20 protein-coding genes, 1 tRNA gene and 2 rRNA genes (1 of these 23 cut by a window edge) are annotated in these 26787 nt (G+C 56.7%); 8 read left to right on the top strand and 15 right to left on the bottom strand.

Annotated elements, in window-relative coordinates; all coding sequences use genetic code 11:
• The 3 genes from ACWPM9_RS00215 to ACWPM9_RS00205 all read left to right on the top strand — a co-directional run.
• Window positions 1-2617: ribosomal RNA gene (locus ACWPM9_RS00215) — 23S ribosomal RNA — on the top strand (it extends 188 nt beyond the left edge of the window).
• A gap of 340 nt (window positions 2618-2957) precedes the next feature.
• Window positions 2958-3072, top strand: a 5S ribosomal RNA gene (gene rrf, locus ACWPM9_RS00210).
• A gap of 106 nt (window positions 3073-3178) precedes the next feature.
• Window positions 3179-3255 (top strand) — tRNA-Met (locus ACWPM9_RS00205).
• 135 nt (window positions 3256-3390) lie between these two features.
• On the opposite strand, the gene ACWPM9_RS00200 is transcribed toward ACWPM9_RS00205, so the two are convergent.
• Together ACWPM9_RS00200 and ACWPM9_RS00195 are read right to left on the bottom strand one after the other, a co-directional pair.
• A complete protein-coding gene (locus ACWPM9_RS00200; RefSeq protein WP_484756345.1) occupies window positions 3391-4293 on the bottom strand; it encodes a proline iminopeptidase-family hydrolase in 903 nt (300 codons plus the stop codon).
• A 65-nt stretch (window positions 4294-4358) separates the two neighbouring features.
• Window positions 4359-5141, bottom strand: coding sequence for a LuxR family transcriptional regulator (locus ACWPM9_RS00195; protein WP_484756344.1), 783 nt, complete (start codon window positions 5139-5141; stop codon window positions 4359-4361).
• Window positions 5142-5267: 126 nt separating this feature from the next.
• Here ACWPM9_RS00195 and ACWPM9_RS00190 point away from each other — a divergent pair, with 126 nt between their 5' ends.
• Genes ACWPM9_RS00190 through ACWPM9_RS00170 form a run of 5 tightly spaced genes read left to right on the top strand, consistent with a single transcriptional unit; the run spans window position 5268 to window position 11225 of the window.
• The gene (locus ACWPM9_RS00190) at window positions 5268-6158 is read left to right on the top strand and encodes a proline iminopeptidase-family hydrolase (protein ID WP_484756343.1); all 891 of its coding nucleotides are present in this window, start codon (window positions 5268-5270) and stop codon (window positions 6156-6158) included.
• 51 nt (window positions 6159-6209) lie between these two features.
• Window positions 6210-7148 (top strand): ABC transporter permease, encoded by a 939-nt coding sequence (locus ACWPM9_RS00185; RefSeq protein ID WP_428186442.1) that lies wholly within the window; start codon window positions 6210-6212, stop codon window positions 7146-7148.
• Entirely contained in the window at window positions 7145-7999 is an 855-nt protein-coding gene (locus ACWPM9_RS00180) for an ABC transporter permease (RefSeq protein WP_484756342.1), read from the top strand. The genes ACWPM9_RS00185 and ACWPM9_RS00180 overlap by 4 nt, the downstream gene beginning before the upstream one ends.
• Entirely contained in the window at window positions 7996-9675 is a 1680-nt protein-coding gene (locus ACWPM9_RS00175) for a dipeptide ABC transporter ATP-binding protein (RefSeq protein ID WP_484757695.1), read from the top strand. Before ACWPM9_RS00180 ends, ACWPM9_RS00175 begins: the two co-directional genes overlap by 4 nt.
• Window positions 9676-9710: 35 nt before the next feature.
• Complete coding sequence (locus ACWPM9_RS00170) at window positions 9711-11225, top strand: ABC transporter substrate-binding protein (RefSeq protein WP_484756341.1); 1515 nt, start codon at window positions 9711-9713, stop codon at window positions 11223-11225.
• A gap of 103 nt (window positions 11226-11328) precedes the next feature.
• Here ACWPM9_RS00170 and ACWPM9_RS00165 read toward each other — a convergent pair whose 3' ends face one another.
• From ACWPM9_RS00165 to ACWPM9_RS00105, 13 genes are all read right to left on the bottom strand, one after another.
• Window positions 11329-12894, bottom strand: a complete 1566-nt coding sequence (locus ACWPM9_RS00165) for a D-aminopeptidase (protein WP_484756340.1) — start codon at window positions 12892-12894, stop codon at window positions 11329-11331.
• Between the two features lie 299 nt (window positions 12895-13193).
• Complete coding sequence (locus ACWPM9_RS00160) at window positions 13194-14153, bottom strand: ABC transporter permease (RefSeq protein ID WP_484756339.1); 960 nt, start codon at window positions 14151-14153, stop codon at window positions 13194-13196.
• A gap of 8 nt (window positions 14154-14161) precedes the next feature.
• On the bottom strand, window positions 14162-15208 hold the full coding sequence (locus tag ACWPM9_RS00155) for an ABC transporter permease (protein ID WP_484756338.1): 1047 nt from the start codon (window positions 15206-15208) through the stop codon (window positions 14162-14164).
• A complete protein-coding gene (locus ACWPM9_RS00150) occupies window positions 15205-16755 on the bottom strand; it encodes a sugar ABC transporter ATP-binding protein (RefSeq protein ID WP_484756337.1) in 1551 nt (516 codons plus the stop codon). Before ACWPM9_RS00150 ends, ACWPM9_RS00155 begins: the two co-directional genes overlap by 4 nt.
• A 148-nt stretch (window positions 16756-16903) precedes the next feature.
• Window positions 16904-18040, bottom strand: coding sequence for a sugar ABC transporter substrate-binding protein (locus ACWPM9_RS00145; protein WP_428186435.1), 1137 nt, complete (start codon window positions 18038-18040; stop codon window positions 16904-16906).
• A gap of 111 nt (window positions 18041-18151) precedes the next feature.
• On the bottom strand, window positions 18152-18901 hold the full coding sequence (locus ACWPM9_RS00140; protein ID WP_484756336.1) for a FadR/GntR family transcriptional regulator: 750 nt from the start codon (window positions 18899-18901) through the stop codon (window positions 18152-18154).
• Window positions 18902-19112: 211 nt separating this feature from the next.
• Complete coding sequence (locus tag ACWPM9_RS00135; protein ID WP_484756335.1) at window positions 19113-20738, bottom strand: GMC family oxidoreductase; 1626 nt, start codon at window positions 20736-20738, stop codon at window positions 19113-19115.
• Between the two features lie 28 nt (window positions 20739-20766).
• Window positions 20767-21132 carry a cupin domain-containing protein gene (locus tag ACWPM9_RS00130; RefSeq protein ID WP_484756334.1) on the bottom strand — a complete coding sequence of 122 codons (366 nt, stop codon included), beginning with the start codon at window positions 21130-21132 and terminating at the stop codon, window positions 20767-20769.
• Window positions 21133-21213: 81 nt separating this feature from the next.
• On the bottom strand, window positions 21214-22041 hold the full coding sequence (locus ACWPM9_RS00125) for an ABC transporter permease (RefSeq protein WP_484756333.1): 828 nt from the start codon (window positions 22039-22041) through the stop codon (window positions 21214-21216).
• Window positions 22041-22979 carry an ABC transporter permease gene (locus ACWPM9_RS00120; protein ID WP_484756332.1) on the bottom strand — a complete coding sequence of 313 codons (939 nt, stop codon included), beginning with the start codon at window positions 22977-22979 and terminating at the stop codon, window positions 22041-22043. The genes ACWPM9_RS00125 and ACWPM9_RS00120 overlap by 1 nt, the downstream gene beginning before the upstream one ends.
• Window positions 22963-24051 carry an ABC transporter ATP-binding protein gene (locus ACWPM9_RS00115; protein WP_484756331.1) on the bottom strand — a complete coding sequence of 363 codons (1089 nt, stop codon included), beginning with the start codon at window positions 24049-24051 and terminating at the stop codon, window positions 22963-22965. Before ACWPM9_RS00115 ends, ACWPM9_RS00120 begins: the two co-directional genes overlap by 17 nt.
• Window positions 24052-24124: 73 nt before the next feature.
• Entirely contained in the window at window positions 24125-25165 is a 1041-nt protein-coding gene (locus tag ACWPM9_RS00110; RefSeq protein WP_428186428.1) for an ABC transporter substrate-binding protein, read from the bottom strand.
• Window positions 25166-25361: 196 nt separating this feature from the next.
• Complete coding sequence (locus ACWPM9_RS00105) at window positions 25362-26675, bottom strand: NAD(P)/FAD-dependent oxidoreductase (protein ID WP_484756330.1); 1314 nt, start codon at window positions 26673-26675, stop codon at window positions 25362-25364.
• Between the last annotated feature and the right edge of the window lie 112 nt (window positions 26676-26787).

Here is a 26787-nt window from a genome sequence, read left to right as displayed (position 1 = left end):
TGATATAAGGTATCTTACTTTCGAATACATAGGGGTAAGAAGCGAACGCAGGGAACTGAAACATCTAAGTACCTGCAGGAAAGGACATCAACCGAGACTCCGTTAGTAGCGGCGAGCGAACGCGGACCAGGCCAGTGGCAATCAGGAATAAAGCCGAACAAGTTGGAAAGCTTGGCTAAAGTGGGTGACAGCCCCGTAGGCGTAGAACACTGATTGTCCTTGAGTAGGGCGGGACACGTGAAATCCTGTCTGAACATGGGGAGACCACTCTCCAAGCCTAAGTACTCGTGCATGACCGATAGTGAACCAGTACCGTGAGGGAAAGGTGAAAAGCACCCCGACAAGGGGAGTGAAATAGAACCTGAAACCGGATGCCTACAAGCAGTCGGAGGGCGCAAGCCTGACGGCGTACCTTTTGTATAATGGGTCAACGACTTAGTGTATCTAGCAAGCTTAAGCCGGTAGGTGTAGGCGCAGCGAAAGCGAGTCTTAATAGGGCGATTGAGTTAGATGCATTAGACCCGAAACCGAGTGATCTAGCCATGAGCAGGTTGAAGGTTGGGTAACACCAACTGGAGGACCGAACCCATATCTGTTGCAATAGATCGGGATGACTTGTGGCTAGGGGTGAAAGGCCAATCAAACTCGGAGATAGCTGGTTCTCCGCGAAAACTATTTAGGTAGTGCGTCGATCGAATACCCTCGGGGGTAGAGCACTGGATGGGCTATGGGGACTCACCGTCTTACTGATCCTAACCAAACTCCGAATACCGAGGAGTACTAATCGGCAGACACACGGCGGGTGCTAACGTCCGTCGTGAAGAGGGCAACAACCCTGACCTCCAGCTAAGGTCCCCAAGTCATGGCTAAGTGGGAAAGGATGTGAGGATCCCAAAACAACCAGGATGTTGGCTTAGAAGCAGCCATCATTTAAAGAAAGCGTAACAGCTCACTGGTCTAAATAAGGGTCTTTGCGCCGAAAATGTACCGGGGCTAAAGCCATGCACCGAAGCTGAGGATTGTAGTGACTTGTCACTGCAGTGGTAGCGGAGCGTTCCGTAAGCCTGTGAAGGGAGACCCGTGAGGGCTCCTGGAGGTATCGGAAGTGCGAATGTTGACATGAGTAACGATAAAGGGGGTGAGAGACCCCCTCGCCGAAAGACCAAGGGTTCCTGCTTAAAGTTAATCTGAGCAGGGTTAGCCGGCCCCTAAGACGAGGCGGACACGCGTAGTCGATGGGAACCACGTTAATATTCGTGGGCCTGGTGGTAGTGACGGATCGCACAAATTGTAACACCTTATTGGATTGGTGTTGCAGTGGAGCGGTTCCAGGAAATAGCTCCACCGTATAGACCGTACCCGAAACCGACACAGGTGGTCAGGTAGAGTATACCAAGGCGCTTGAGAGAACTGCGTTGAAGGAACTCGGCAAATTGCACGCGTAACTTCGGAAGAAGCGTGACCCCAGGATACGCAAGTGTTTTGGGGTGGCACAGACCAGGGGGTAGCGACTGTTTATCAAAAACACAGGGCTCTGCGAAGTCGCAAGACGACGTATAGGGTCTGACGCCTGCCCGGTGCTGGAAGGTTAAAGGGAGAGGTGCAAGCTTTGAACTGAAGCCCCAGTAAACGGCGGCCGTAACTATAACGGTCCTAAGGTAGCGAAATTCCTTGTCGGGTAAGTTCCGACCTGCACGAATGGCGTAACGACTTCCCCGCTGTCTCCAACGCAGACTCAGTGAAATTGAATTCCCCGTGAAGATGCGGGGTTCCTGCGGTCAGACGGAAAGACCCCGTGCACCTTTACTATAGCTTTACACTGGCATTCGTGTCGGCATGTGTAGGATAGGTGGTAGGCTTTGAAGCAGGGACGCCAGTTCTTGTGGAGCCATCCTTGAAATACCACCCTTATCGTCATGGATGTCTAACCGCGGTCCGTTATCCGGATCCGGGACAGTGTATGGTGGGTAGTTTGACTGGGGCGGTCGCCTCCGAAAGAGTAACGGAGGCGCGCGATGGTGGGCTCAGACCGGTCGGAAATCGGTCGTCGAGTGCAATGGCATAAGCCCGCCTGACTGCGAGACTGACAAGTCGAGCAGAGACGAAAGTCGGTCATAGTGATCCGGTGGTCCCGCGTGGAAGGGCCATCGCTCAACGGATAAAAGGTACGCCGGGGATAACAGGCTGATGACCCCCAAGAGTCCATATCGACGGGGTTGTTTGGCACCTCGATGTCGGCTCATCGCATCCTGGGGCTGGAGCAGGTCCCAAGGGTTTGGCTGTTCGCCAATTAAAGCGGTACGTGAGCTGGGTTCAGAACGTCGTGAGACAGTTCGGTCCCTATCTGCCGTGGGTGTAGGAATATTGATAGGATCTGTCCCTAGTACGAGAGGACCGGGATGGACGTATCTCTGGTGGACCTGTTGTCGTGCCAACGGCATAGCAGGGTAGCTATATACGGAATGGATAACCGCTGAAGGCATCTAAGCGGGAAACCAACCTAAAAACGAGTATTCCCTATCAGAGCCGTGGAAGACTACCACGTTGATAGGACGGGTGTGGAAGCGCAGCAATGTGTGAAGCTTACCGTTACTAATAGCTCGATCGGCTTAATCGTTCTCATTGACCATGCTCATCAAAGCCAAAGGCTTCGATGATGCCATCTGTTTTGTTCTCACGCTGTCGGCCCTTTTTGCCGTCGCTGAGAACCACGCGCCGAACCTTCGGCGACGCGCCTTGCGCTTGCGGACTTCGTCCGATCACTGCAAGGGAAACAAACCAAAACGTGTTCGCCTAAGACAAATGAGGGTAACCTCAACCAGCTTCTCAATATGCAAAGCATCAATACGGTTCCGTATTAACGCTTTGGCACCCTTCTGAGCGAAAGCGAAGACCTAAGGTTTGCCAAAGAAATGGGAACAACGTTGATGCCAAGCATCAACATTGCCCTTTGCCGACCTGGTGGTTATGGCGGGGCGGCCGCACCCGTTCCCATTCCGAACACGGCCGTGAAACGCCCCAGCGCCAATGGTACTTCGTCTTAAGACGCGGGAGAGTAGGTCGCTGCCAGGTCTGCAAAAGGCAATGAAATCATAATCTTCTCATCACAAAACAATCGGGCCTCGTCCCAAAATGAGGCCGCTCAAAAAGCGGCCCTCTTGCTGTCCAAACATTATTCCGCGGGGTGGAGCAGCCCGGTAGCTCGTCAGGCTCATAACCTGAAGGCCGCAGGTTCAAATCCTGCCCCCGCAACCAAAATCCAACCAAAATCAAAAACACAAATTCAATCAGCATATCAAATATAAGATATGAAAATAAATCCCGGCCCGCACTCTATCGTGCGCACCGCTCAATAGCGGCTAGCCTGGCTCACGCAGCACTGCCTAATGATCAATCGGATTCCATCAGGAAGTCCGAGACTGTTTTCAGGCAGAGCTCCTTTTCTTCCACATGCGGCATGTGGCTCGAGTCCTCAAAGACAACCCAGCGGCAGCCTGGAATATTCTGGATATATGGCCTGACCACCAAGGGTGTCGCTTCGTCGTGTCTGCCGGAAATGAGCAGTGTCGGCACGTTTATCTGATGCAGCTGGTCCTCTATGGACCAATCCTTCATGGTGCCGATCACATGGAATTCGGTCGGGCCGTTCATATTGCGGTAGACGGTGTTGTCCTCGTCCATGATCGTAAACGTGCGCGCCACTTCCTTTGGCCAGGGCACCACACGGCAGACATGGCGGTCGTAGAAGGCGCGTGAGGCGGCAACATAGTCAGGATCTGTCAGGGTGCCGGCGTCTTCGTGGCGCAGCAGCGTTGCCTGTATGTCGGCCGGTAATTGCAGACGCAGCCGGTTGGCCTCGGCGACCCAGGTCTGCATATTCGCCGGGGAGTTGGCGATCACGAAGGCCTTGAGCCCCGCAGGCTGTAGAACTGCATGTTCGGATCCAAGCATGCCGCCCCAGGATTGTCCGAGAAGGGCATAGCGATCCTGGATGCCGAGATGGGCAAGCAGGCAATCGAGCTCTTCGAGAAACAGCGAAACGGTCCAGAAGTCCTGTCCCTTGTCCGGCAGTCGGGTGGAATTACCGTTCCCGAGCTGGTCGTAGTGAATGACCGGGCGACCGTCGATGGCAGTGATGTCCTTGAAGGAATCGACATAGTCGTGGGTACAGCCAGGCCCGCCATGGGCGACGACCAGCGGCAAACGATCAGACGACAGCGAACCGGTTACACGGTACCAGGTGCGATAGTCACGAAACGGCAGATATCCTTCGCGGGTCTCGATCTCGGCCACCGTCGTTCTCCTTGCATCATTACAGTCGGGAGATCATAGCGGGGCTCAGGCGACGCTTGCAGCTATCACAATTTATAGGACGGCACGGGATCGAGCAGTCGGCACTGGGTTGCGCGAACCACTGCCTGGGTGCGGTTCCTGGCGCCGAGTTTGCGGGCCGCGGCATTGAGATGCATGACCACGGTCGGCACCGAGCGATCGATGATGCGCGAGATTTCCTTGGCCGACAGACCGTGCGAGGAATAGGCGAGGCATTCGCGCTCTCGCTCCGTCAGTCGCACTCTGGAGGTATTCAGCACGGCATCGTCAAAGAGTTCGTAAGCTGCTTCGTGGAATAGCTGCGCGAAAAGACTGAAATCCGCCAGAACGCGCATCGCGTCTCCCTGGAAATCCTTTCTCGCGCCATAGCGTACGCCAGTCACTGTCGCATAGTCACCGCGCGGCATATGAACAGGTACCGTCACACCAGCGAGCATATCGTGGTCACGCAGAAAGTCGCTGACGGGCTTTGTCTCGTCTGTCATGAAGCGGCTGATCTTTGTTTCGACCTCCGGGTCGTAATTCCAGAAAAAGGGAACGGAAGTTTGCATGGCAAGACGCTGGACAGGGTCGATGCGAAAATAGTCCCGATTGCACCAGTAGTCATACATGTCGTCTGCAACATTGCGGAGCTTGAGCAGTGACGGGACCTCGATCTGGCCGCCAAGATCGCAGGGCATCGGGGTATAGTCATAGATGAGCGCTTCGAAGCCCATATTCCGCATCGCGCCAAAAGCTTCGTCAATCCGGTCGTCCAGAGTATCCCGCGTGGATAAGCGATCGGCGATACAATTTATGTCGTCCTTCATCCCACACTCCGACAAGACGCTGCACATCACCCTATCAATACTTATAGCTGGTGCGCATGTTGCGATGCGTTAAAATTAGCCGTGCTCAATTTTTGGTCAAGGTAATTCGGAAGGTTAGTCCTCCTCATGTGGCGCGAAATCTCTCCCGATGAACGAATCGAAGTCGAGGTCGACGGTTTCAAGGTTGTGACCTACAGTTTCGGTCAGGGCGAAGAGACTGTCTTCTGTCTGAACGGAGGTCCGGGATTGCCCTGCGATTATCTGCGTGATGCGCATTCCTGTCTCATCGACCGGGGTTATCGGGTTGTCGCCTTCGACCAGTTGGGAACAGGCGCCTCGAACCGCCCGACAGATCCGTCGCTTTGGACCATCGAACGCTATGTCGAGGAGACAGAAACGGTCCGCCGCGTGCTGAACCTCGGCAAGGTTCACATGCTCGGTCACTCCTGGGGTGGATGGCTCGCCATCGATTACGCGCTGAAATACCCGCAGAACCTGCAGTCGCTGATCCTTGAAGACACAGTCGCGGATATGCCACATCTGGTGTCGGAGCTGGAAAGGCTGCGCGCGGCGCTCGGGTCAGAAACCGTGACGATGATGCAAAGGCACGAGGCGCAAGGCACCATCGATCATCCGGAATATCTGGCGGCGATCACAATCCTGAACTATCGCCATGTGTGCCGTTTGTCGGAATGGCCAGCGCCCGTTCGCCGCTCGCTGGATGACTGGAACATGGGACCATACATGACGATGCAAGGCCCCAATGAATTTCTCTATACCGGCAATCTGAAGGACTGGAATCGCATCCCCGATTTGCCAAGGCTTGAAATGCCAGTGCTGATCACGGTTGGCGAGCATGACGAATTGACGCCGGCTTGTGCCATGCAGATGAAGAACGCATTGCCGAATGCCGAGTTGTGTGTGTTCCGTAATGCAAGCCATATGCCCTTCTACGAGAACCCCGAGGCGTATTATCCGGCCCTCACGGACTTCCTGGTCCGAAACGGGGTACGCTGATGTTGAACATTATCCTGGAAATCACCCAAGACAGAGGCGAATGTCGGCTTCATGCATCGCTATAAATTCGTCCTCTATCGACCGCTTCAGCTGTTGCCCGTTCTCTTCGGCATCAGCATCATCACCTTTGTGCTGGTGCGGCTGATCCCCGGCGATCCTGCCCGCGTCCTTCTTGGAACGAGAGCGACACCAACGGCAATTGCGCGTATCCGCGAGCAATTCGGTCTCGATGAGCCGCTGTGGCGTCAATACTTCTACTTCATCGAAAATCTCGGCCATGGCGAGATGGGCAAGTCGATCCTCTACAAGATCGATGTGCTGAGACTGATCGCAGGACGCATCGAGCCAACCCTCATGCTGGTGCTGGCAAGCGTTATCCTCTCTATTCTGATTGCAGTACCCTTGTCGGCAATTGCCGCCCGTCGCCAGGGACGTCTGGCCGACCACATTGTGCGCATCGTCTCTACCATGGGGATTGGTTTTCCGCCCTTCTGGCTCGCATTGATGCTGATCATTTTCTTCAGTGTCCGGCTCGACCTCTTTCCCGTCTCCGGCTACGGCAATACATTCGCCGACAAGCTTTCGCATTTGGTCCTGCCCAGTCTGACGATCGCGCTCTCGTTGTCTGCGGTGCTCACACGCAGTTTAAGAGCCGCCATGATCCATGCGCTTCACTCGGATGTGGCAACGGCTGCACGCGCCAGGGGCATGCCGGAAAGCATCGTGTTCTGGCGGCATGTTCTGCCCAATTCGCTGGTGCCAACCATCAACCTTCTGGCCGTCAATATCGGTTGGCTGATCGGCGGCAGCGTGGTGGTCGAAAGCGTGTTCGCCCTGCCGGGAATGGGACAGCTTTTGGTGCGCGCAATTTTCTCGCGCGATTATATGGTCGTGCAGGGTGTGGCCATGGTGTTTGCCTGCGCAACGGTGCTGGTCAACTTTCTGGCCGACATCATCACAGTGACGGTTGATCCGAGGATAAAGCTATGAGCGCGTCGGCAACCCGATATTCGCCGTCAGGCGGCCTCGCGCGCTGGCTTGGGAAACATCTCTCCTTGTCCATCGGCGCGGGCATACTTTTGTTTTTCATTCTGATGGCGGTCGCAGCACCCCTTGTAGCACCGTATGATCCGGTCGTGCAGATGTCGGACGTGCGCTTGAATGCACCGTCTCTCAGCCATCCCTTCGGCACCGACAATTTCGGTCGGGACATCCTGTCTCGCGTGATTTTCGGAACGAGAGTCGACCTGCAGATCGCTTTTATCGGCGTGGTGTTTCCCTTTATCATAGGCACATTTCTAGGCACGGTCGCAGGTTTCTTTGGCGGTATAATCGACGCCATATTCATGCGCGTGATCGATATCATTCTGGCCTTCCCCTTCCTGGTGCTGATGTTGGCGATCATCGCCATTCTCGGTCCGGGTCTGACCAGTTTCTACATCGCCATGGCGCTGGTCGGCTGGGTGTCCTATGCCCGCCTCGTGAGGGCGCAGATCCTGGTCCTGAAGAACAGCGATTATGCGATAGCGGCAGTCAGCCTCGGTTTCAGTCGCACACGCATCATGTTTCGCCATCTTCTGCCCAACGCAATTGCCGGGTCGCTTGTCTTTGTCATGTCGGATGCCGTCCTCGTGTTGTTGAACGGCGCTGCGATCAGCTATCTGGGGCTTGGTGTTCAGCCGCCGATCGCGGAGTGGGGCATCATGGTGGCCGAGGGGCAGCCCTTCGTCACCACCGCGTGGTGGATCACGCTTTTCCCCGGACTGTCGATTGTCTTCCTCGCTTTCGGCTTTAGCCTGATGGGCGATGCGCTGGGCGACATGCTGGGAGTTCACGACTGATGAAACCAGTGCTTTCCATCCGCGATCTCGTTGTCAATTTTCACGGCGATATTCCCGCCAGAACACTGATTGATCATGTGTCGTTGAATGTTGCCGAAGGTGAGATCCTGGGCCTCGTGGGTGAAAGTGGCTCCGGAAAAAGCCTCCTTTGCCGCGCCATTATGGGGCTGTTGCCGGCGCGTGCGCTGTCCATCGATGGTGGCGAAATCGAATTTGCGGGAAAAGATCTCGTCAAGGCAACGACGCGCGAGATGCTGGACATTCGCGGTCGCAGGATCGGGATGATCTTTCAAAACCCCTCCAGCCATCTCGATCCGGTGATGAAAATCGGCGATCAGATCGCCGAAGGTATCCGCTTCCATGAGGGCGGCACTGCACGCCAGGCCAGAGACGCTGCGACCGAGATGCTGGCGCAGGTTGGGTTTCCCGATCCCGTCCGTCAATACGATAATTATCCGCATGAGTTTTCGGGCGGCATGCGCCAGCGCGCGATGATCGCAGCCGCCCTGTCATGCCGCCCTGAAATCCTGATTGCCGATGAACCGACAACAGCGCTGGATGTGACCATCCAGGCACAAATTTTGGAGCTTATTCTGGAGTTGCGGGATCGGTTGGGACTATCCGTGATCCTGATCACCCATGATCTGGGTATTGTCGCCCAGACCTGCGACCGGATCGCTGTCATGCGCAACGGCAAACTGGTGGAGCAGGGGGAGAAGCGCCAGATCCTCGCGCGCCCCGGCCATGACTATACCCGCATGCTGATCGGCAGCCATCCCTCGCTGCCGGCCGGCAGGGAACACTCACGCACACTTGCAGCCCCGTCCGATGTGACCAAGCATGCGCCCTTGCTGGAAGTCGACGATCTGCATGTAGCGTTCGATGTCGGCGGATCGATCTTCACCGGCGGGCGCAAGAAGTTCAGTGCTGTAAAGGGCGTGAGCCTACAGGTAATGCCCGGAGAAACCCTCGGCATTGTCGGCGAATCGGGCAGCGGCAAGAGCACGCTCGCACGGGCCATTCTGGGGCTGACGCCACTTTCTGCCGGCCATATCGCTTTCGATGGTGTCGATCTCGCGCAGCAACCGGCAAAGGCACTGGCAAAGCTGCGTCGGGAAACCGCGATGGTGTTTCAAGATCCGCTCAACGCGCTCAACCCGCGCTTCACGGTCGGTGAGACACTGGCCGAGGTTCTGAAAATGCAAGGGATCACTGCCGCGCAAATACCGGCCCGTATCGACGAATTGCTCGATCTGGTCCATCTCGAGCGCGAATTTGCGGGTCGCATGCCGCGCAGCATGAGTGGTGGTCAATGCCAACGCGCCGGCATAGCGCGCGCACTGGCGGTCAATCCGCGTCTCATCATAGCGGACGAGTGCGTGGCGGCTCTGGATGTCACGATCCAGAAGCAGATCGTCGATCTTTTCGCCGAGTTGAAGGAGCGCATGAACCTGACGCTACTCTTCATTGCCCATGATCTGGCCATCGTTCGCAATCTCTGCGAACGCGTCGTCGTCATGTATCACGGCGAGATCGTGGAGGAAGGACCGACAGCTGACGTCTTCGCCCATCCGAAAAAACCTTACACGGCAGCCCTCCTCGCAGCGGTGCCCGATATCGATCCAGACAAGAAACTTCTGGCGCCGAGAGTGGAGGCGTCGCCGACGGCTGCCTGAATACCTGCAAACATCATCAAAAAAGGGAACAAACGATGCTAAGCAAATGGATGAAAATCGGGATGGTCACGGTCATGACCTCCCTGTCGGTCGGGGCCGGGATTGCCGAAGCCGCTGGCGTTCTGACCATCGGTCGCCGCGAAGATTCGTCGACATTCGATCCGATCAAGACAGCGCAGAACATCGACTTCTGGGTATTTGCCAATGTCTATGACGTGATGATCCGGGTTGACAAGACCGGCACCAAGCTGGAGCCGGGTTTGGCCGAAAGCTGGACAGTCTCAGACGATGGCCTGACCTATACCTTCACCATGCGGGATGCAAAGTTTTCGGACGGGAGCCCCATCACTGCAGAAGATGCCGCTTTCAGCCTTCTTCGCATTCGTGATGACGAAGGCTCGCTCTGGAGCGATTCCTACAAGATCATCGACACGGCTGAAGTGACTGATCCGAAGACCCTCGTCATCAAGCTGACCAGCCCTTCTGCACCATTCCTCTCCACCCTCGCAATGCCCGGCGCCTCCATCATCTCGAAGGCAGGCATGGAGAAGCTGGGTGCCGATACCTATGCGGAGAGCCCGATTGCATCGGGTGCCTTTACCGTCAAGGAATGGCGCCGCGGCGATCGCGTGATCTTGGAAAAGAACCCTAACTTCTGGCAGGCAGAACGAGTCTCGCTTGACGGTGTCGAGTGGATTTCCATTCCCGATGACAATACACGCATGCTGGACGTTCAGGCAGGCCAGCTGGATGCTGCCATCTTCGTACCGTTCTCGCGCGTTGAAGAGCTGAAGAAGGACAAGGACCTCACGGTTCATCTGGAAACATCTACCCGTGAAGACCACCTGCTGATCAATCACGAACATGGCGATCTGGCCAAGAAGGAAGTGCGCGAAGCACTCGACTATGCCATCGACAAGAAGGCAATTGTCGACACAGTCACCTTTGGTCTGGGTGAAGTCGCCAACTCCTTCATCCCGAAGGGCGCGCTTTATCACTATGACGACAATCTGCAGCGTCCTTATGATCCTGAAAAGGCCAAGCAGCTTCTGGCCGATGCCGGCGTCAGCAACCTGACGCTCGACTACCTCGTCAATGCAGGCAACGAAGTTGACGAACAGATTGCCGTTCTGCTCCAGCAGCAGCTTCAGCAGTCGGGCATTACGGTCAATCTGCAGAAGATGGATCCAAGCCAGACCTGGGATATGCTGGTGGACGGGGATTACGATCTGTCTGTCATGTACTGGACAAACGACATTCTCGACCCCGACCAGAAGACCACTTTCGTGGTCGGTGACGATGCCAACATGAACTACATGACGCGTTACAAGAACGAAAAGGTCAAGCAACTGGTCGCCGATGCCCGTCTGGAAATGGACCCGGTCAAGCGCGAACAGATGTATGTCGACATCCAGAAAATGGCCAAGGACGATGTGCACTGGATCGACCTTTACTACAGCCCCTTCATCAACGTATCCCGCAACAACATCGAGAATTTCTACCAAAACCCGCTCGGCCGCTTCTTCCTTGAGGATACGGTCAAGAATTGATCGGTCGCTGTCGGGGTCGATGAAGCTCCGGTGACCTTGCAAAGTTCTAAAGCCCGCCTGACAATGTCAGGCGGGCTTTTCTCGTCTTGGCAAAGTTAGAGCGTCATGCGCCAGCACGATCATAGGTAAGATTGCGGGCGAGCCAGCAACCGATCGTCAAGCCCTTCACACAACCGTCGTCGTGGCGACTGACCTGTATCGTCCATTCTCCCGGCGCCGGAGCATCCATCGAACGGCGGCAGGGCAGCGTCCACAGATCTTCCGCCACCGGATAAAGGGGCATCATTTCCCCCTTGCCGAGAAAACCCTCGAAAGAGCCGTAAAAAGCGCCATCGCTGCCAAGGATTTCGAATGTGGCCTGAAGTTCGCGGCAACGATAGCGACCGGCAATGTCCGGCTTCGCTGTACCGGTGACGCGTGTCACTGTGCCACGAAGGTTCTCACGCCAGCGCTCATAGCCAATCTCGTCACCGCGGCGAGTGACTGACATTGAGGACGAACCGGCAGTGTCTGGTCCTTGCACTGAAAGCAGATCTGTTGATCCACCATAAAGCGCTTTCAGACCGCCTTGCTCCGCGGCAAGTGTCAAAACAAGGCCCGTCTCGCGGTCGATGTAGCAACCGTCCCAGCCGCGCTCTGTGGCCTCCTCATTCTGCTGTGCACCGCTCTCTATGCCAAGAGCCGCCTTCATCAGCTTTGTCGCGGTGCCCTGCGCATTTCCCTCATGGTTGAAGAGGACGACAACAGACAGGCGCTCAGACGGTGCGTAGAGGCGATGTAGCCTGAATCCGCGCAGGCCCCCACCGTGACCGGTAGTCTGGATTTCGCCAATCATGTTGTGAGCAAGGCCATTGCCGTAGGGTGCGCTGCTGCCATCGGAAAATGTTTGCACCCGCGAGAGGCGCCGATACACACTATTTTCGTCATCGCGCGTCTTGTCGATAAAACGCTCCCACGCCAGCATATCGTCAAGGGAAGCGCAGATACCCGCGTCACCGCTCCAGTAGATGCGGTTTTGGGCGACAAAGAAGCCGACAATATCATTGCCTTCGTGGCCGACTGCGACATCATGGCTCTGTGCCGTATTCGGCAGCAGTTCTGCTGTCTGCATGTCCGCACGGTTGAAGATTTTCTCGCGATAGAGTTCGCCAAGCGAACGTTGCGAAACCTCCTCGATAATGTCCGACAGGATACGAAAATTGCCGTTGGAGTAGGAATATTTTCTGCCAGGCGTAAAATGGGTGCTGCGCATGCGGTCAAACAGCGGCTTTGCGTCTTCTCGTCTGAAAATGCCCTCGGCGTCAGCGCCATGCAGCACAGTGAGAGCCCAATAATCCCTGAGGCCCGACTGGTTGTTGCACAGTTCACGGATGCTCGGTCTCTTCGTTTCCATGTTCGGCAGATATTTTTGAACAAGCGGATCGAAGCGATCCAGATCATGATCGAGGTCCTGCAAGATGGCGCATGTGAACTGCTTGCTGATGGAGCAGATCGGAAAACGGGTAGAGGCGGCCACGGCAAGATGCCGCTTGGGATCGGCATAACCCCAGACATGGCTAAGGATGGTTTCGCCGTCTTTGACGACCCCGATTGCGCCGCCGGGGCCACGCACGTGCTCGGCAATGCCCGCAGCCAGTCGTTCAAGGGATGATTGATCTATAGAATGCATGGATTTTCCTGAAAGATATTGGCACCGGCGAACGGGCACCAAGGCGGATTGGTTGTTGCAATCATCCGAACGGGCGTTCGTGCTTCTCGCACTTGTCCCGCCACGGCTCCGTGTTTTCAATGCTTTCATCGATATCAGACCGAAATGCATAATCGAAGTGGACACTTCGATATCTCGTTCGGAAATGGTCAGCGATCAGCGTCTCAAACAAGAAGGTACTGATAAATCATTGCAGTCCTACGTCTGACGATGCCAGCGTGTGCATGGTCAAGGCTGCCGTCGCGCTCCTGGCCTCACCGTCATGAGGTCACCTTGACCCCGCGTCCATAGACCAGAAGCATGCCGACAATCACGGCACCGTAGATGATCTGGCGCCCGGCTTCTGGCATCTGCATGATCGACAGAACGGAGTTCAACAGTACGATCAGAACGACACCCACCAGCGTGCCGATATAGCGTCCCTGTCCGCCAAGGATTCGGGTGCCCCCCAGAACAACCGCTGCGATGGCTGGCAGAAGATAGGGCTGACCCATGCCCTGATAGGCCTTGGCGGAATAGCCCGCGAGCAGAACGCCGGCGATAGAGGCGCAGACTGCCGATGTCATGAAGGCCCCGATGATCACGAGACGGGTCCGGATGCCGGACAGATAGGCGGCAGCCTCCCGGTTGCCGGTTGCGTAAACGGAGCGACCGAATGCGGTGCGAGACAGCATCACCGCAATCACAACCGAGACCGCAAGCCAGACATAGATCGCAACCGGGATGCCAAGCAGCCGGTCAGCCGCCAGATAGCGCATCAGCGGCGTGGCACGGTCCTGCGGCGCAAAGCCGCCGGTATGCGCGACCATCAATCCGCGCAAAACGGAATCCACACCCAGCGTGAAAATCATCGACGGAATGCGCAGATAAGCAACGCCAATCCCGTTCAGCAGGCCAACGAGCAGTCCGACAACAATACCAACCGGCAGAGCCATATCTCCACCAACGGCCGTTGCCATCATGGCCGCTGCCGTCAATGTCCACGGCACCGAAAGATCGATATGGCCAAGAAGAATGACCATCATCATGCCGGCAGCGACGATACCGAGAAAGGCACCCGTCTGCAGTTGTTGCAAAAGGTAGTTCGGCGACAAGAGCGGAACCGTGCCCTGCGTCGCGATTGTATAGCCGGTCCCGATCGCAAGGATCACGACAATGAAGAGGGATGCAATGATAACTGGCTTGTTCTCAGGCTTCATGCGGGAAAGAAACGAGATCATGGGTCACCCTATCGGAAGAGTTCGAGGCGGTTCTTCACGCGAAGCGTGCGGATTGCGCCAAGGCTGACCGCGGCCAGCAGAACCAGGCCCTCGATCAGCGGCTGAAGCAGCGGATCGATGGAAACAATACGGAAGTAAAAGGAGATTACCCGCAGGATGAACGCGCCGACCATCGAAGCAATCGCCCCGCCAGTCCCACCCAGCAGTGATGTCCCCCCGAGCACCACGGCTGCAATGGAGTTCAGCGTATAGGCTCCCGCCTGCATCACATCTGCATTGCCCGATGAAGTCTGGATCGCGATATAGAGCCCTCCGCAGCCAGCGAGAAAGCCTGCCATGGTAAAGGCGGCAATCTTGGCCCGGTTGATGGGCAGACCGGACATGAAAGCTGCCCCTTCCGCCGACCCGATGGCGTATGCCGTCCGCCCGGTGACCGACTTCTTGTAGGGAAGCCAGACGAAAACGGCGACAGCGGCAAGCAGGATGAGAGGTACCGGGATCCAGGCGACAGGTGCGAACCAGCCGGCATCCGGGTCGAACAACTGATAGGTATCGACAAAATCCCAGAGACTGTTGGTGACGGCCCAGTTGAGATCGCCGTCAATATCGCCGCCCGGTTTGGGCCGGATGAAAAGTGCAAGGCCGATCGCGATCGCACCTGTTGCCAGCGTCACAATGATCGGCTGCAGCCGTCCGTAAACCACGATGATGCCATTCAGCATCCCGAATGTGGCACCGCATAGCAGGGTGAGAAACATGCCGAATACAATTTCGCTCGGACTGCCATTGACGAGCACTGAAGCAAGACAGGCGGTGAGCGTCATTACCGCCCCGACGCTGAGGTCGAGACCGCCCAGAAGGACAGGGACAGTCTGTGCCATCGCGACAAAGGCAATAGCCGCGGCCTCATTGGCGTTCTGGATCAGAACTGCCGAGGAAAAGCCGCGAGGATGCAGAATGTTGTAGATCAGATAGATGACGAGAAGCAGAACAAGGGCACCGTAAAAACCACGGTTTTGCCGTATCGTACTCAACAATGCGCCCGACCTGTTCATGCGTTCTCCTTCTGCAAACTGATTTTCTCTGAACTTGTATGTCCGCCAATATTCAGGGAGGCACTGACGATGGCTTCCTCGGTGATTGATGTGCCGGAAAGCTCTGCCGTGATGGCTCCGTCATACATGACCACAACACGGTCGCAGCATCCGATGAGCTCGGCATAATCTGTCGAATAGAACAGGATTGATTTGCCCTCGTCTGCAAGTTCACGGATCAATCGGTAGATCTCCTGCTTGGTGCCGACGTCGATCCCGCGTGTCGGGTCGTTGAGCAGAATGATATCCGGATTGGTCATCAGCCATTTGGCGATCACCACCTTCTGCTGGTTGCCGCCCGACAGTGTGGCCACGGCATCCGTTGGTTTATTGAGCTTGATACGAAGCTTGCTCACGCCTTCGCTCACCGCTGCATCTTCCAGCGACCGATCGATGAATGGGCCTTTGCTCACCTTGTCGAACGATGCGGCAAGCAAATTGTCGGCGATCGACATCGGCAGCATCAGTCCTTCGGTCTTGCGATCCTCCGGCACAAGCGCAATGCGTGTCTCGCCGGTCTTGGCCGCATAGGGAGAGGCCGCGGCAACGGCATGGCCATTGGCCGTTATCTCGCCTTCGATGCCACGCAACACGCCGAAAAGCGCGAGCAAAAGTTCCTTCTGGCCCTGGCCATCAAGGCCACCGAGCCCAACGATTTCTCCCTTGCCGACATCGAGGTTGACCCCGTTCAGCTGCTGCTCCCAGGACAGGTTGCGCACGCTGAGACAGGCGGGGCGGTCGCCCGAGGCCGGTTTGACGGGAAAATGCGTCTCGACATCCCGACCGATCATCATGTGCACGATGTCACGGTCGCTTTTCTGACCCTTCGCAAAGGTCTCGACATGATTGCCGTTACGGAAAACCGAAAGCGTGTCGCAAAGCTTCTCTACTTCGTTCATGCGGTGGGAAATGAAGAGGGACGCAATGTTGTCTGCCTTCAGGTCAGCCAGCAATCCGTAGACGACTTCAACATCGCGGCTTGTCAGCGCCGAGGTCGCTTCATCCAGAATGAGCATTTTCGGCGTCATGCCCAGCGCTTTTGCAATCTCCACCATCTGGCGGCGCGAAAGCGAGAGCTCGCGCACCAGCGAATTGGGGTTCACATCCTCGCATTTGATCCGTGCCAGCAGTTCCTCCGCACGCCGACGCTGCGCACGGGCATCGATCAGACCGAAGCGGCGTGGCGGATCGGCAATCGAAATATTGTCGGCAACACTCAGATCCGGCATCAGCGACAATTCCTGGAAGATGCAGACGATGCCGGCTTTTGAAGCCTCCGATGGAGAGGAAAAATGAGCCGGTGCCCCGTTGACATACATGTCTCCCGCATCGGGCCTCAGCACACCTGATATGATCTTTATGAGGGTGGATTTGCCCGCACCATTTTCGCCGAGAATGGCGTGGATGCTGCCCCGGTGGCAGGCGAAATTGACGTCTTCTAGCGCCCTCGTGCCGGAAAAATACTTCGAGATCCCCGAAAGCTGAACAAATGGATCTTTGGATTGCACCTGAACCTCCACGGCAAATTTCTCCGACGACAACCGTTTCGAGCGGATGCCGATACCGCCAGCCGTTTCCCGCCGCCCCTGACGGCGAGAAAGCTGGATCGAGCGGACAAGTCTGCCTCGTGCAGATCGTCCGTTCTGCCGAGTGCGGTCAGTTCACGTCTGCTTCGTCCTTGGACATGATCGCAGGCCCGGAGATGTTCACACCGCAAGGCGGAAACTCGTTCACGGTGAAGAAGTTGTCCGGAAGATCCGACCAGTAGTTCTCGCCGTCCTTGAGTTCCTTGTAGGTCGCCACCGGCAAGGGAACCGAGATCAGCTGGGGCATCGTATTGCCTTCCAGCGCCGAGACAGCGGCTTTCATGGCGATCGCCACCAATCCTGGAGATTGGCCGATGGATATCCCCTTCAGCCCTTCGTCGGAATGCATGGCAATCGCCTTGCGGAAACCGTTCTCGGATTCGCCAGCAACCGGTACCCAGGGATGACCGGCATCCTGAAGCGCCTGAATCACGCCATTGGAGCCACCCTGGCCGACCACGGCGTCGAACTGCCCGTGCACGGCAATCGCGTCGGCAACCACCTTCTGGGTGGTGCCATCATCCCAGTTTCCGACGACGGAGATCATGTCCCACTTGCCACCATCCTTCTCGAACACCTCGTTGATGCCGATCGAACGGTCACGGTCAACGGAATTGCCGGGCAGGCCTCTGACCTCGAGGATCTTTCCTTCCTTGACGCCCTTGGCATGCAGCTCATCCAGCGCGAACTGGCCCCACATGCGGCCCATTTCGAGCTGGTTCTCGTTGACCTGCATGACCTTGTCAGTGTCGAGAACATTGTCGAATGGCACCAGAACGACATTGTTCTTGTCCGCAAGTCTGATCACGCGGTCAAAGCCGTCCGGCGCCACCGCAATGGTGACGATCGCATCGTAACCCTGATTGATGAAGTCCTCGATGGCGCCGAGTTGGGCCGGGGCGTCCGTGCCCGTCGACACGACCTTGAACTCGGAGATCTTGTCCTTCATTGAAGGGTCTTCTGCGAAGGCCTTGGCCGTCTTGATCATCTGGATCCGCCAGGTATTACCCACGAAGCCGTTGACGATCGCGACCTTGAACGGACCTTCCTTGGCCTCCCATTTCATGAACTTGGTGTCGGCGTCCCATGGCGCAAAACATTCCGGTTCGACGCCCGGTCCCGAGACGACCTCAGGTCCGGCAAACGAAAGTCCAGCCGACAGCAACACGCCAGCGGTTGTTGTAATCAGTAGGTTTTTCAGTTTCATCACATTCTCCTCCCTTGGTGTTTCCACTCAGCCTGTGGGACTTGCAGCCCTTTGCGGCAATTCCCCCTATTCCCGCTTCAGGTCCTCCACCTGCAGCGACAAACGGTCTCCCTAATCATCGAAGTGGCGAAAGCCTGCTTCGAGATGGGTCTTCATCTTGTACTGATAGGCAACTCTGTCGCGCGCCTCGAGCGCGGCGATGATATCGGCATGCTCGCAATAGGTGGTCGTCGAGAAGATTCGCCGCGTCTTGCCGCGGATCATGATTTTCAGAATCACCGGTTTCATGATCTTGTAAACGTCAAGGATGGCCTTGTTGCCCATCACCTGGATCAGACGCGTGTGGAAGCTGAAATCCGCCTCAGAGGCATCCACCATCGAGCCTGCATCACGCAGTTCGTCATTGGCGCGATGGAGTTCGGCAAGATCATCGGCGGTCAGCTTCTCCAGCAGCAGATCCACCGACGCAACCTCCAGGAAACCGCGGAAGCCCTGTATATCCATAAATGTGGAACGCGAGACTTCCAGCGTATTGAAGGAAAACAGATCGAGTGCCCGTTCCATGCGGTCATCGACGATAATGGCGCCGACCTTCGGTCTGACAGTCACAATTCCATAGGCTTTGAGAATGCGCATGGCCTCACGAACCGTATTCCTGCTGGACTGGAACAGTTCGCACAACTCGCGCTCGGTGGGTAGGCTGTCGCCCACCTTCAATCCCTGCTCCGAGATCACGCCGCGAATATTGGCAACCATGACATCGACAGCAGAATGAGACGTCGGGCGGATGATATCCGCCTCCTTCCCCTTGCTCGCTTGGGCCTCCGCGTGCTTTTCCGGATTTAAAGTATCGCCAGTCATGTCCCACCCATTTGTAGGACAAATTGTTATGGAGATAGAAGTTTCAAGTCAATAACGGCGATAAACCTCTTTATGTTCGCGGATTGAAGGCGTTGAATATACTTGTATAAAATATTTATCCAACAAATGCGTGAGAACGCATCAGGTTCAAATTGATGCGGCGCGCAAAAATAAGACTGTTTTTGTTGCATTGCGGCGGGATACTTTGTGCTCACCCGTTGCTGACATGGTCCTCTATGATGAGGTCTGCTGCCTTCTCTCCCACCATGATCGCCGGAGCGTTGGTGTTGCCGGATGTCAGCGTCGGAAAAATCGAGGCATCGGCAATGCGTATGCCTTCAAGGCCATGCACGCGCAAACGGGCATCCACCACATCCACTTGTCTGTCAGGTCCCATGCGGCATGTGCCCACGGGGTGAAATACGGTCGACGCCCGCGCGCGGATATCGGCCATCAGCTCTTCGTCCGTACGAACGTCAGGACCAGGCGCAATTTCCGCATCTATGACTGAGGCAAGCGCCGGTGTGTCGGAAAACCGGCGTAACAATTTCGACGTTTCCAAAAGCTCCTGCAGGTCCTGATCGGTCGCGAGGTAATTGGGATGAATTTCAGGTGCGGCAAAGGGATCAGCAGAGCGAATGGCGAGGTATCCACGGCTCGTCGGACGTGTCGGTTGGCCAGACAGCAGAAAGCCCGGGAAGGGATCCGGGTTCATCAGCGGTCGCTTGCCGGGCGGGGCCTTGGTGTAGCTGACGGGGGAAAAGAACAGCTGAGTGTTGGGATCGTCCAGTTCCGGTCGTGAGCGCACAAAACCACCGGCCTGATTAAGGCTGAGAGAAAGCGGCCCGCCCCGGGTCAGCACATAGCGCATGCCCTGCAACAGCTTGCCCCACCAGGGATAGAGCTGGTTGTTGAGTGTCGGCACCTTGGAGCGGAACAGGTAATCGATACACAGATGATCCTGCAGATTTCGGCCCACGCCCTCGGCAGCATGCAGCACGTCTATGCCTTTGCTGTTCAAAAGCTCAGCAGGGCCGATACCGGACAGTTGCAACAGCTGCGGTGAATTGATGGCGCCTGCCGCGAGGATCACTTCTCGGCGCGCAGACACACTCTTTTCCTGTCCGCCTTGCACAAACCGCACACCGCAAGCCCGCTTGCCCTCAAACAGCACTTTCGTGACATGGGCCTTCTTCTCGATCGACAGATTTGGGCGCCGAGCCGCAGGCCTGATATAGGCCCGCGATGCAGACATTCGCATGCCGTTTTTCATGGTGATCTGGTAGGATCCGAGGCCTTCCAGACTGGCGCCATTGAAATCGCGGTTATGCGGCAATTGCAGTTGGCTGCCGGCCTCTATGAAGGTCTGGCAAAGTGGGTGATGATCGCTGGCGACCGTTGACACATGCAACGGCCCGTCGCCACCGCGATAGGCGTCTGCCCCGCTATCATTGGCTTCCATCTTGCGGAAATAGGGAAGCACACCATCCCATCCCCAGCCGGGATTGCCCATATCCCGCCACCCGTCGAAATCGGATTTCTGTCCCCGCACATAGACCATGGCGTTAATCGAACTCGATCCCCCCATCACCTTGCCGCGTGGCCAATAGGATACGCGGTCATCAAGCCCCGGATTTGGCTCGGTCATATACATCCAGTTGATGCTGCTCCGATAAAACGCCTTGCCATAGCCGATCGGCATCAAGATCCATGGATGATTGTCGCTGCCTCCAGCCTCAAGCAGCAGCACCGTGTATTTTCCGTTTTCCGTCAACCGGTTGGCAAGCACGCATCCTGCAGATCCGGCTCCGACGACGATGAAATCGAATTCTGACATGGAGCACCCCAGTCTTCGAGGTTCTGGCTTATGCAGCCGGTGCGGCGTCGATCACGAAGAGCTTGCGTATATGTTCGTGAATCACCCACTCACCGGTCCAGCCCTGTGGCAGAACCAGAAGATCGCCCGGACCGATGTCCTTCGTACCGCTTCCATCACCATTGGTGACCGATGCGCGACCGGAAAGGATGTGGCAATATTCTCCCGCTTTCGTCCGATCAGCGGTGAAATGCCCAGGCATGCATTCCCAAACGCCAATCGTTGTATGCCCATCGGCAGAGGTCCAAAGCACACTGCTCGCCTCTTGTTGTCCCGCTGTTAAAGACGTGGGTTTGTCGGCAAAAGAACCGAGCGCCTGGTTGGCGAGATCGGCGAAGACTTTGAGGTCGAGCATGGAGACATTTCCGTATGTTGAGAGAAAAAAATTGCGGCGGCGGATGACATCAAGCGCATCCAGACCGCCGCAGAGGGAAAATCAGCCTCGAGGCTTCTTCTGCTGGCCGAAGGCCTGCACGAGAACCATGAGGAATGTCGTTACGCAGATCATCAGGGTCGAGATCGAGGCAATGGTCGGGTCGATCTGATCGCGAAGTGCATTGAACATGTTGCGGGTCAGCGTCGGATTGTCTCCGCCCGAGATGAACATGGCCACGACCACTTCGTCAAAGGATGTGAGGAAGGCCAGCAACGCACCGGTGACAACGGCAAACCGGATCTGTGGCAGTGTAATGGTGACAAAGGCCTTCCAGCGCGGTGCTCCGAGGCTGCGCGCGGCATCCTCCTGGCTCATGTCATAGCTCTTGAGCGCAGAACCGATGACAATGACCACCAGTGGTAAGGCGAGCACAGTGTGCGCCAGCACCAGTCCCAGCAGGCTGTAGAGAATGCCGAGCTTTACATAGGCGTAGAATACGCCGATCGCCACCAGAACCAGCGGCACCATCATCGGCGTGATGAGCAACACGAAGATCTCGCGCACGAACCGGTTGCGCGAAGTGTGAAGCCCGTAGGCGGCCAGCACGCCGATTGGCGTCGCGACGAGCATGGTCAGAAACGCGGCCTTCAGGGACGTCCAGGTTGCCTGCATCCAGTCCGGAGAGCTGAAATAGTGCTCATACCAGCGCAGTGACCAGACCTTTGGCGGAAATTCCAGATACTGGCTGTCGGAGAATGACATCGGAATGACGATCAGCGTGGGCGCGAGAAGCAGGATCATGATGATCCCTGACAGGATGTAGAGCCACAGGCGCTGGCCATGCGTGATCTGGGTGTCGGTCGCAGGTTTTCTTAGGCAGCTAAACATCAGTGGCTCCCTCCGGCGATCTGTTCGAGCTTAAGGAAGCGCGAGGCGAGCCACAGGATGGCCATGGTCAGCACCAGCAGCACCACGCCGAGTGCGCTTGCAGCACCCCAGCTGACGAACAACTCGATATTGGAGACGATCTTCATCGAAACCAGGATTACCTTGCCACCGCCCAACACTGCCGGCGTGACAAAAAAGCCGAGGCAAAGGATGAATACCATCAGGGCGCCGGCGAAAAGGCCAGGCGTCGTGAGCGGAAAGAAAACGTCCCAGAAGGCCCGGCGTGGGCTGGCGCCCAGATTGGCGGCTGCCTTCAGGTAATTGCTGTCAACCGCCTTCATTGAGCCATAGACCGGCAGGATCAGGAAGGGCAGCATGATATGAACCATGCCGATCAGCGTGCCTGTGAGATTATAGACCAGCGATAGCGGTTCATCCCATAGCCCAAGCGACATGCCCCAGGTGTTGATGAGCCCGCGCGACTGCAAAAGGACCAGCCACGCGTATGTTCTCACCAGCAGCGAGGTCCAGAAGGGCAGAAGAACTGCAATCATGCAGATGCTGGCCATCCGAGCGGGTAGTTGGGACAGAAAATAGGCAAGCGGATAGCCGATCAGGATACAAAGTCCCGTCGTCAGAATGCTGACTTTAAAGGTCGTCTCGAAGATCCGGAAATACGAGCGCCTTGTGATCATGCGCTCGTAGTTTTCCAGCGAGAAATGCCCGTCGCTGCCAAGAAATGATACGTAAAAAAGCCAGCCCACCGGAATGACGAGGACGACAAGGACCATCAGGATGGCCGGCGAGCTGAGGCCGAAAAGCTTCAGCCGCTCCATGCGATCATCAGAGCGCAGACCGGCCTCGTTGGCCCGGGGAGCATGGGCAGCTTGCGTCTCTCCGCTTGCCTGCAAAACGGCCATATCAAACCTCGCTTCCATCGATCAGGACCGTATCCTCAGGCGCAAGGGTCAAAGTCACCTTGTCGCCAACCGCAGGCAGGGCGGAGAGGGTGCCACCGCGCACACCGCCGCGTACCGCAATCTCGGTGCCGCTCTCAAGCCGGGCGTGCAGAAGATAACTGTCGCCCTGATAGACAACTTCCGTTGCAGTTGCGGTAAAGTTGTTGGCGTTCTCGCGCGGTCCATCGGGTGACACCGTGATACGCTCGGGCCTGATCATCAGCGTCAACTCTTCTGTCGTCGGCGGCGCATCAGCCATCTTGAGCGGCATGCCAAGATATGTGACGGCAGCACCGTCGCGCTGGGCGGGCAGAAACGTGGAATCGCCAATGAAGTCGGCGACGAAACGGTTGGCCGGGCGCTCGTAGAGATCGCGCGGCGTGGCAAGCTGCATGATGCGCCCCTTGTTCACCACCGCAATCCGATCGGACATGGTCAGCGCTTCGCGCTGGTCATGGGTCACATAAACGGTCGTCATGCCAAGTTTCTCATGCAGATGTCGAAGCTCGATCTGCATCTGGTCGCGCAGTTTCTTGTCGAGCGCAGAAAGCGGCTCGTCCATCAAAAGAATACGGGGTTCGAAAACGATGGAACGCGCCAGTGCAACGCGCTGTTTCTGGCCGCCCGAAAGCTGGTCGATCTGGCGGTCGCCATAGCCGCCGAGCTGCACAGTTTCCAATGCCTCGTCGACCCTGCGCGCAATCTCGGCCTTTGCCACCTTTCGAAGCCGCAGTGGATAGCCGACATTGCCGGCAACGGTCATATGCGGGAACAAAGCATAGGATTGAAATGTCATACCAAGGCCACGCAGATGCGGCGGCATGCGGATGACTTCTTCCTCGCCGAATTTGAGGCTGCCGCAATCGGGTCGGGTGAAGCCGGCCAGCACCATCAAAAGTGTGGTCTTGCCAGAGCCCGACGGACCGAGGAGCGTCAGAAATTCACCGCTCTTTACGTTCAGAGAAACGTTGTCCAGGGCATTTACCGGACCATAGGTCTTGGTGACGCCGCTGACCGATATCGGCAATGCTTTTCTTTTGTGCGACGGCACTGTGCTCTCCCTTGTATGTTTTTCGGAGCGGGCGCCGTGCGCCCGCTCCTCATTGCTCAGGTCCGCCGGCTGACTATTCCGTCAGCATTTCCTGATACATTTCCGACGCAGTTGTCTCCCATTTGGTGTACCATTCCAATGAGATAGGCAACTGCATTTCGGCATTGGCAGGCGAAGACGGCAAGCCCTTGGCTGTCGCTTCGTCGATCTCTCCGGTGTCAAAAGCGGCCTTGTTCGTCGGGCCGTAGGTGATGTATTTGGGTAGGTCGTCCTGATATTTGGCCTTGGAGATCTCTGCCAGGAATTTCATGGCAAGCTCCTTGTTCGGCGCGCCCTTCGGAATGCCGAAGCAATCATAGTCGAGCAGTCCCTGATTGAAGGAATAGGCGACCTTCGCACCGTCCTTTTTGGCGTTGTCAAAGCGACCGTTCCAGCCGGTCGTCATATCGACTTCACCGTCCTTCATCAGCTGTGCCTGCTGAGCGCCCGAAGACCAGAACACCGAGATATTGGGTCGCAATTCGCGGATCTTGTTGATGGCGCGTTCGATGCCTTCCTCGGAGTCCAGTACCTTGTAGACATCTTCCGGTGCAACGCCGTCGGCCATCAGAGCGGGTTCGAGAGCGCCTGCGACCTTGTTGCGATAGGCACGTTTGCCCGGAAACTTTTTCACGTCCCAGAAATCGGCCCAGCTTTGCGGGCCTTTGTCGCCATAGGTCTTGGTGTTCCAGGCGTAGACCGTCGAAAAGACGTCGCTGCCCACACAGTATTTGGAGTAAAGGCCTGGATAGAAATCCGAGACGTCGATGATGTCATAGTCGAGCGGCTCGAGAAGTCCCTCGTCGCCGGCACGGGCAGCGGAACCCGATCCGCTTGCCACGACATCCAGCGTCACCTTTCCTGTGGCGACCTGCAGTTTGACGTCGGACATGCCGCCATAGGTTTCCTGCTTGACCGTTATGCCCATTTCCTTGGCGGCCGGCTCGAACAGCGCTTTGCTTTCTGCGTCCTGAAATGAGCCGCCCCAAGAAGCGACAGTCAAGTCCTCGGCCTGCGCGATCGCCGTTGTGGCGAGCAGCGTTGATGCCAACGCCATTATCAAATTCAGTTTCATTGTCAGTCCTCCTGTCAGATCTTCGCCGCTTGCTGCGACCCCCGGTCTGCGTTTTTTATTCCTGCGGATCGACCAGGTCCGCACGGTTGAACTTCCCTTGAAGCGTATCGCAGTCTTTCAGACTGCACTCTGACGCTCCGCCTCTAACCTCCTGCGTTGGGGCGGCGTCCGCGCCAGACCAACGCAGAGTGATTGGCTATGCCGCACGGCCTGCTTTTTGCCATTGCCGGTCGTCCATCCACCTGTAATAGGCAACGGCTGCAGGCAGAAACCATGGCTTTCCGGTGTAGAACGGCCGGGTCGGGTGAACCATGTCGTCGAATGCGGTTTGTCCCTCAGGCAGACCGAGCACCTTTTGACCGGTGCGCATGCCGAGATAGCTCGCCATCGAAACGCCCGAACCACAGTAGCCAACGGCATAGTGAACGCCGTCGTGATGGCCGGTATGAGGCAGCTCGTCGAAACTGTAGGCAACGGTGCCGCTCCAGGCATGGGAGATCTTGGTGCCGGCAAGACTTGGGAAGATCCGGCACATATGGTGATGCAGCAGTGGCGCGGACGCGACGGGATCGCTTTCGGCGGCGCGCACGCGACCTCCAAAAGCAATGCGCTTGCGATCGGGTGTGGCGCGGTAATAGTAGAGAACCTTGCAGGTATCGCTCGCGATCCGGTCTGTCGGGAAGAGCTCGTCGACGACAGACTGCGGCAGTTCTTCGGTCGCGATGATGTAACTGCCGATCGGAATGATCCGTCGGCGAAGCCATGGCATAAGGTCCGTCGTGTAGCCGTTGGTGGCGACGATGACCTGTCCCGCTCGCACCTCGCCTTTTGCCGTCTGCACCTTGAAGCCGGAGGATGTCCGCTCGATGGATATTGCAGCCGATTTCCCGACAATCTTCGCGCCGGCATCGATGGCCAGACGCAGGAGTTCCCGGTGCAGTTTGGCTGGATGAACGGAGCAATGTTTGGGATATACGACCCCACCGAAATAGCTGTCGGTGCCCAGTTCGGTGCGCTGTTCACTGCGCGGCACGGGGAAGCACTCGATGCCTTCCTTCAGCCGCATCGTTTCTGCGTCGCGCACGAGTACTTCGTAATGCTGTGGTGTGTGGGCCGCGTGGTAGCGCCCGGCGCGTCGGAAATCGCAGTTCAGCCCCTCGCCTTCGACGAACATGCCGAACCACTCCAGCGCCTGTTTTCCTTCGCCGCGAATGGCTTGGGCTTTGTCAGAACCGAACTTCTCCGTCAGCTTGGCGAGTGAGGGTTTCACGCTCGTACTGATCTGGCCGCCATTGCGGGTGCTGCAGCCAAATCCCGGATCTTCAGCATCGACAACCAAGGTTGAGAGCCCGCCGCGAGCCGTAACGATTGCTGCATTCAGTCCTGTGTAGCCGGCACCGATGATCAGCACGTCCATCGTTTCCGGTGGTGCAATCGTCAACTCGGGCGCTGCCGGCAACTGATCGTGCCAGAAGGGTGTGCGACGAATATCCGTAAGATCAACAGTCATTCCGTTCCCCGAGAAGCGCGTCAATCCATGACAGACAAACATCGCGCCGTTAAATGAAGGCTAGTCCAGCATTGGACTACGGTTCATATCCAATTTGATAAAATGGCCAGAC

The sequence above is a fragment of the Agrobacterium sp. H141 genome, assembly GCF_057158725.1.
The sequence above is the reverse complement of the archived record's forward strand: the minus strand, read 5'-3'. Positions and strand labels throughout refer to the sequence as shown.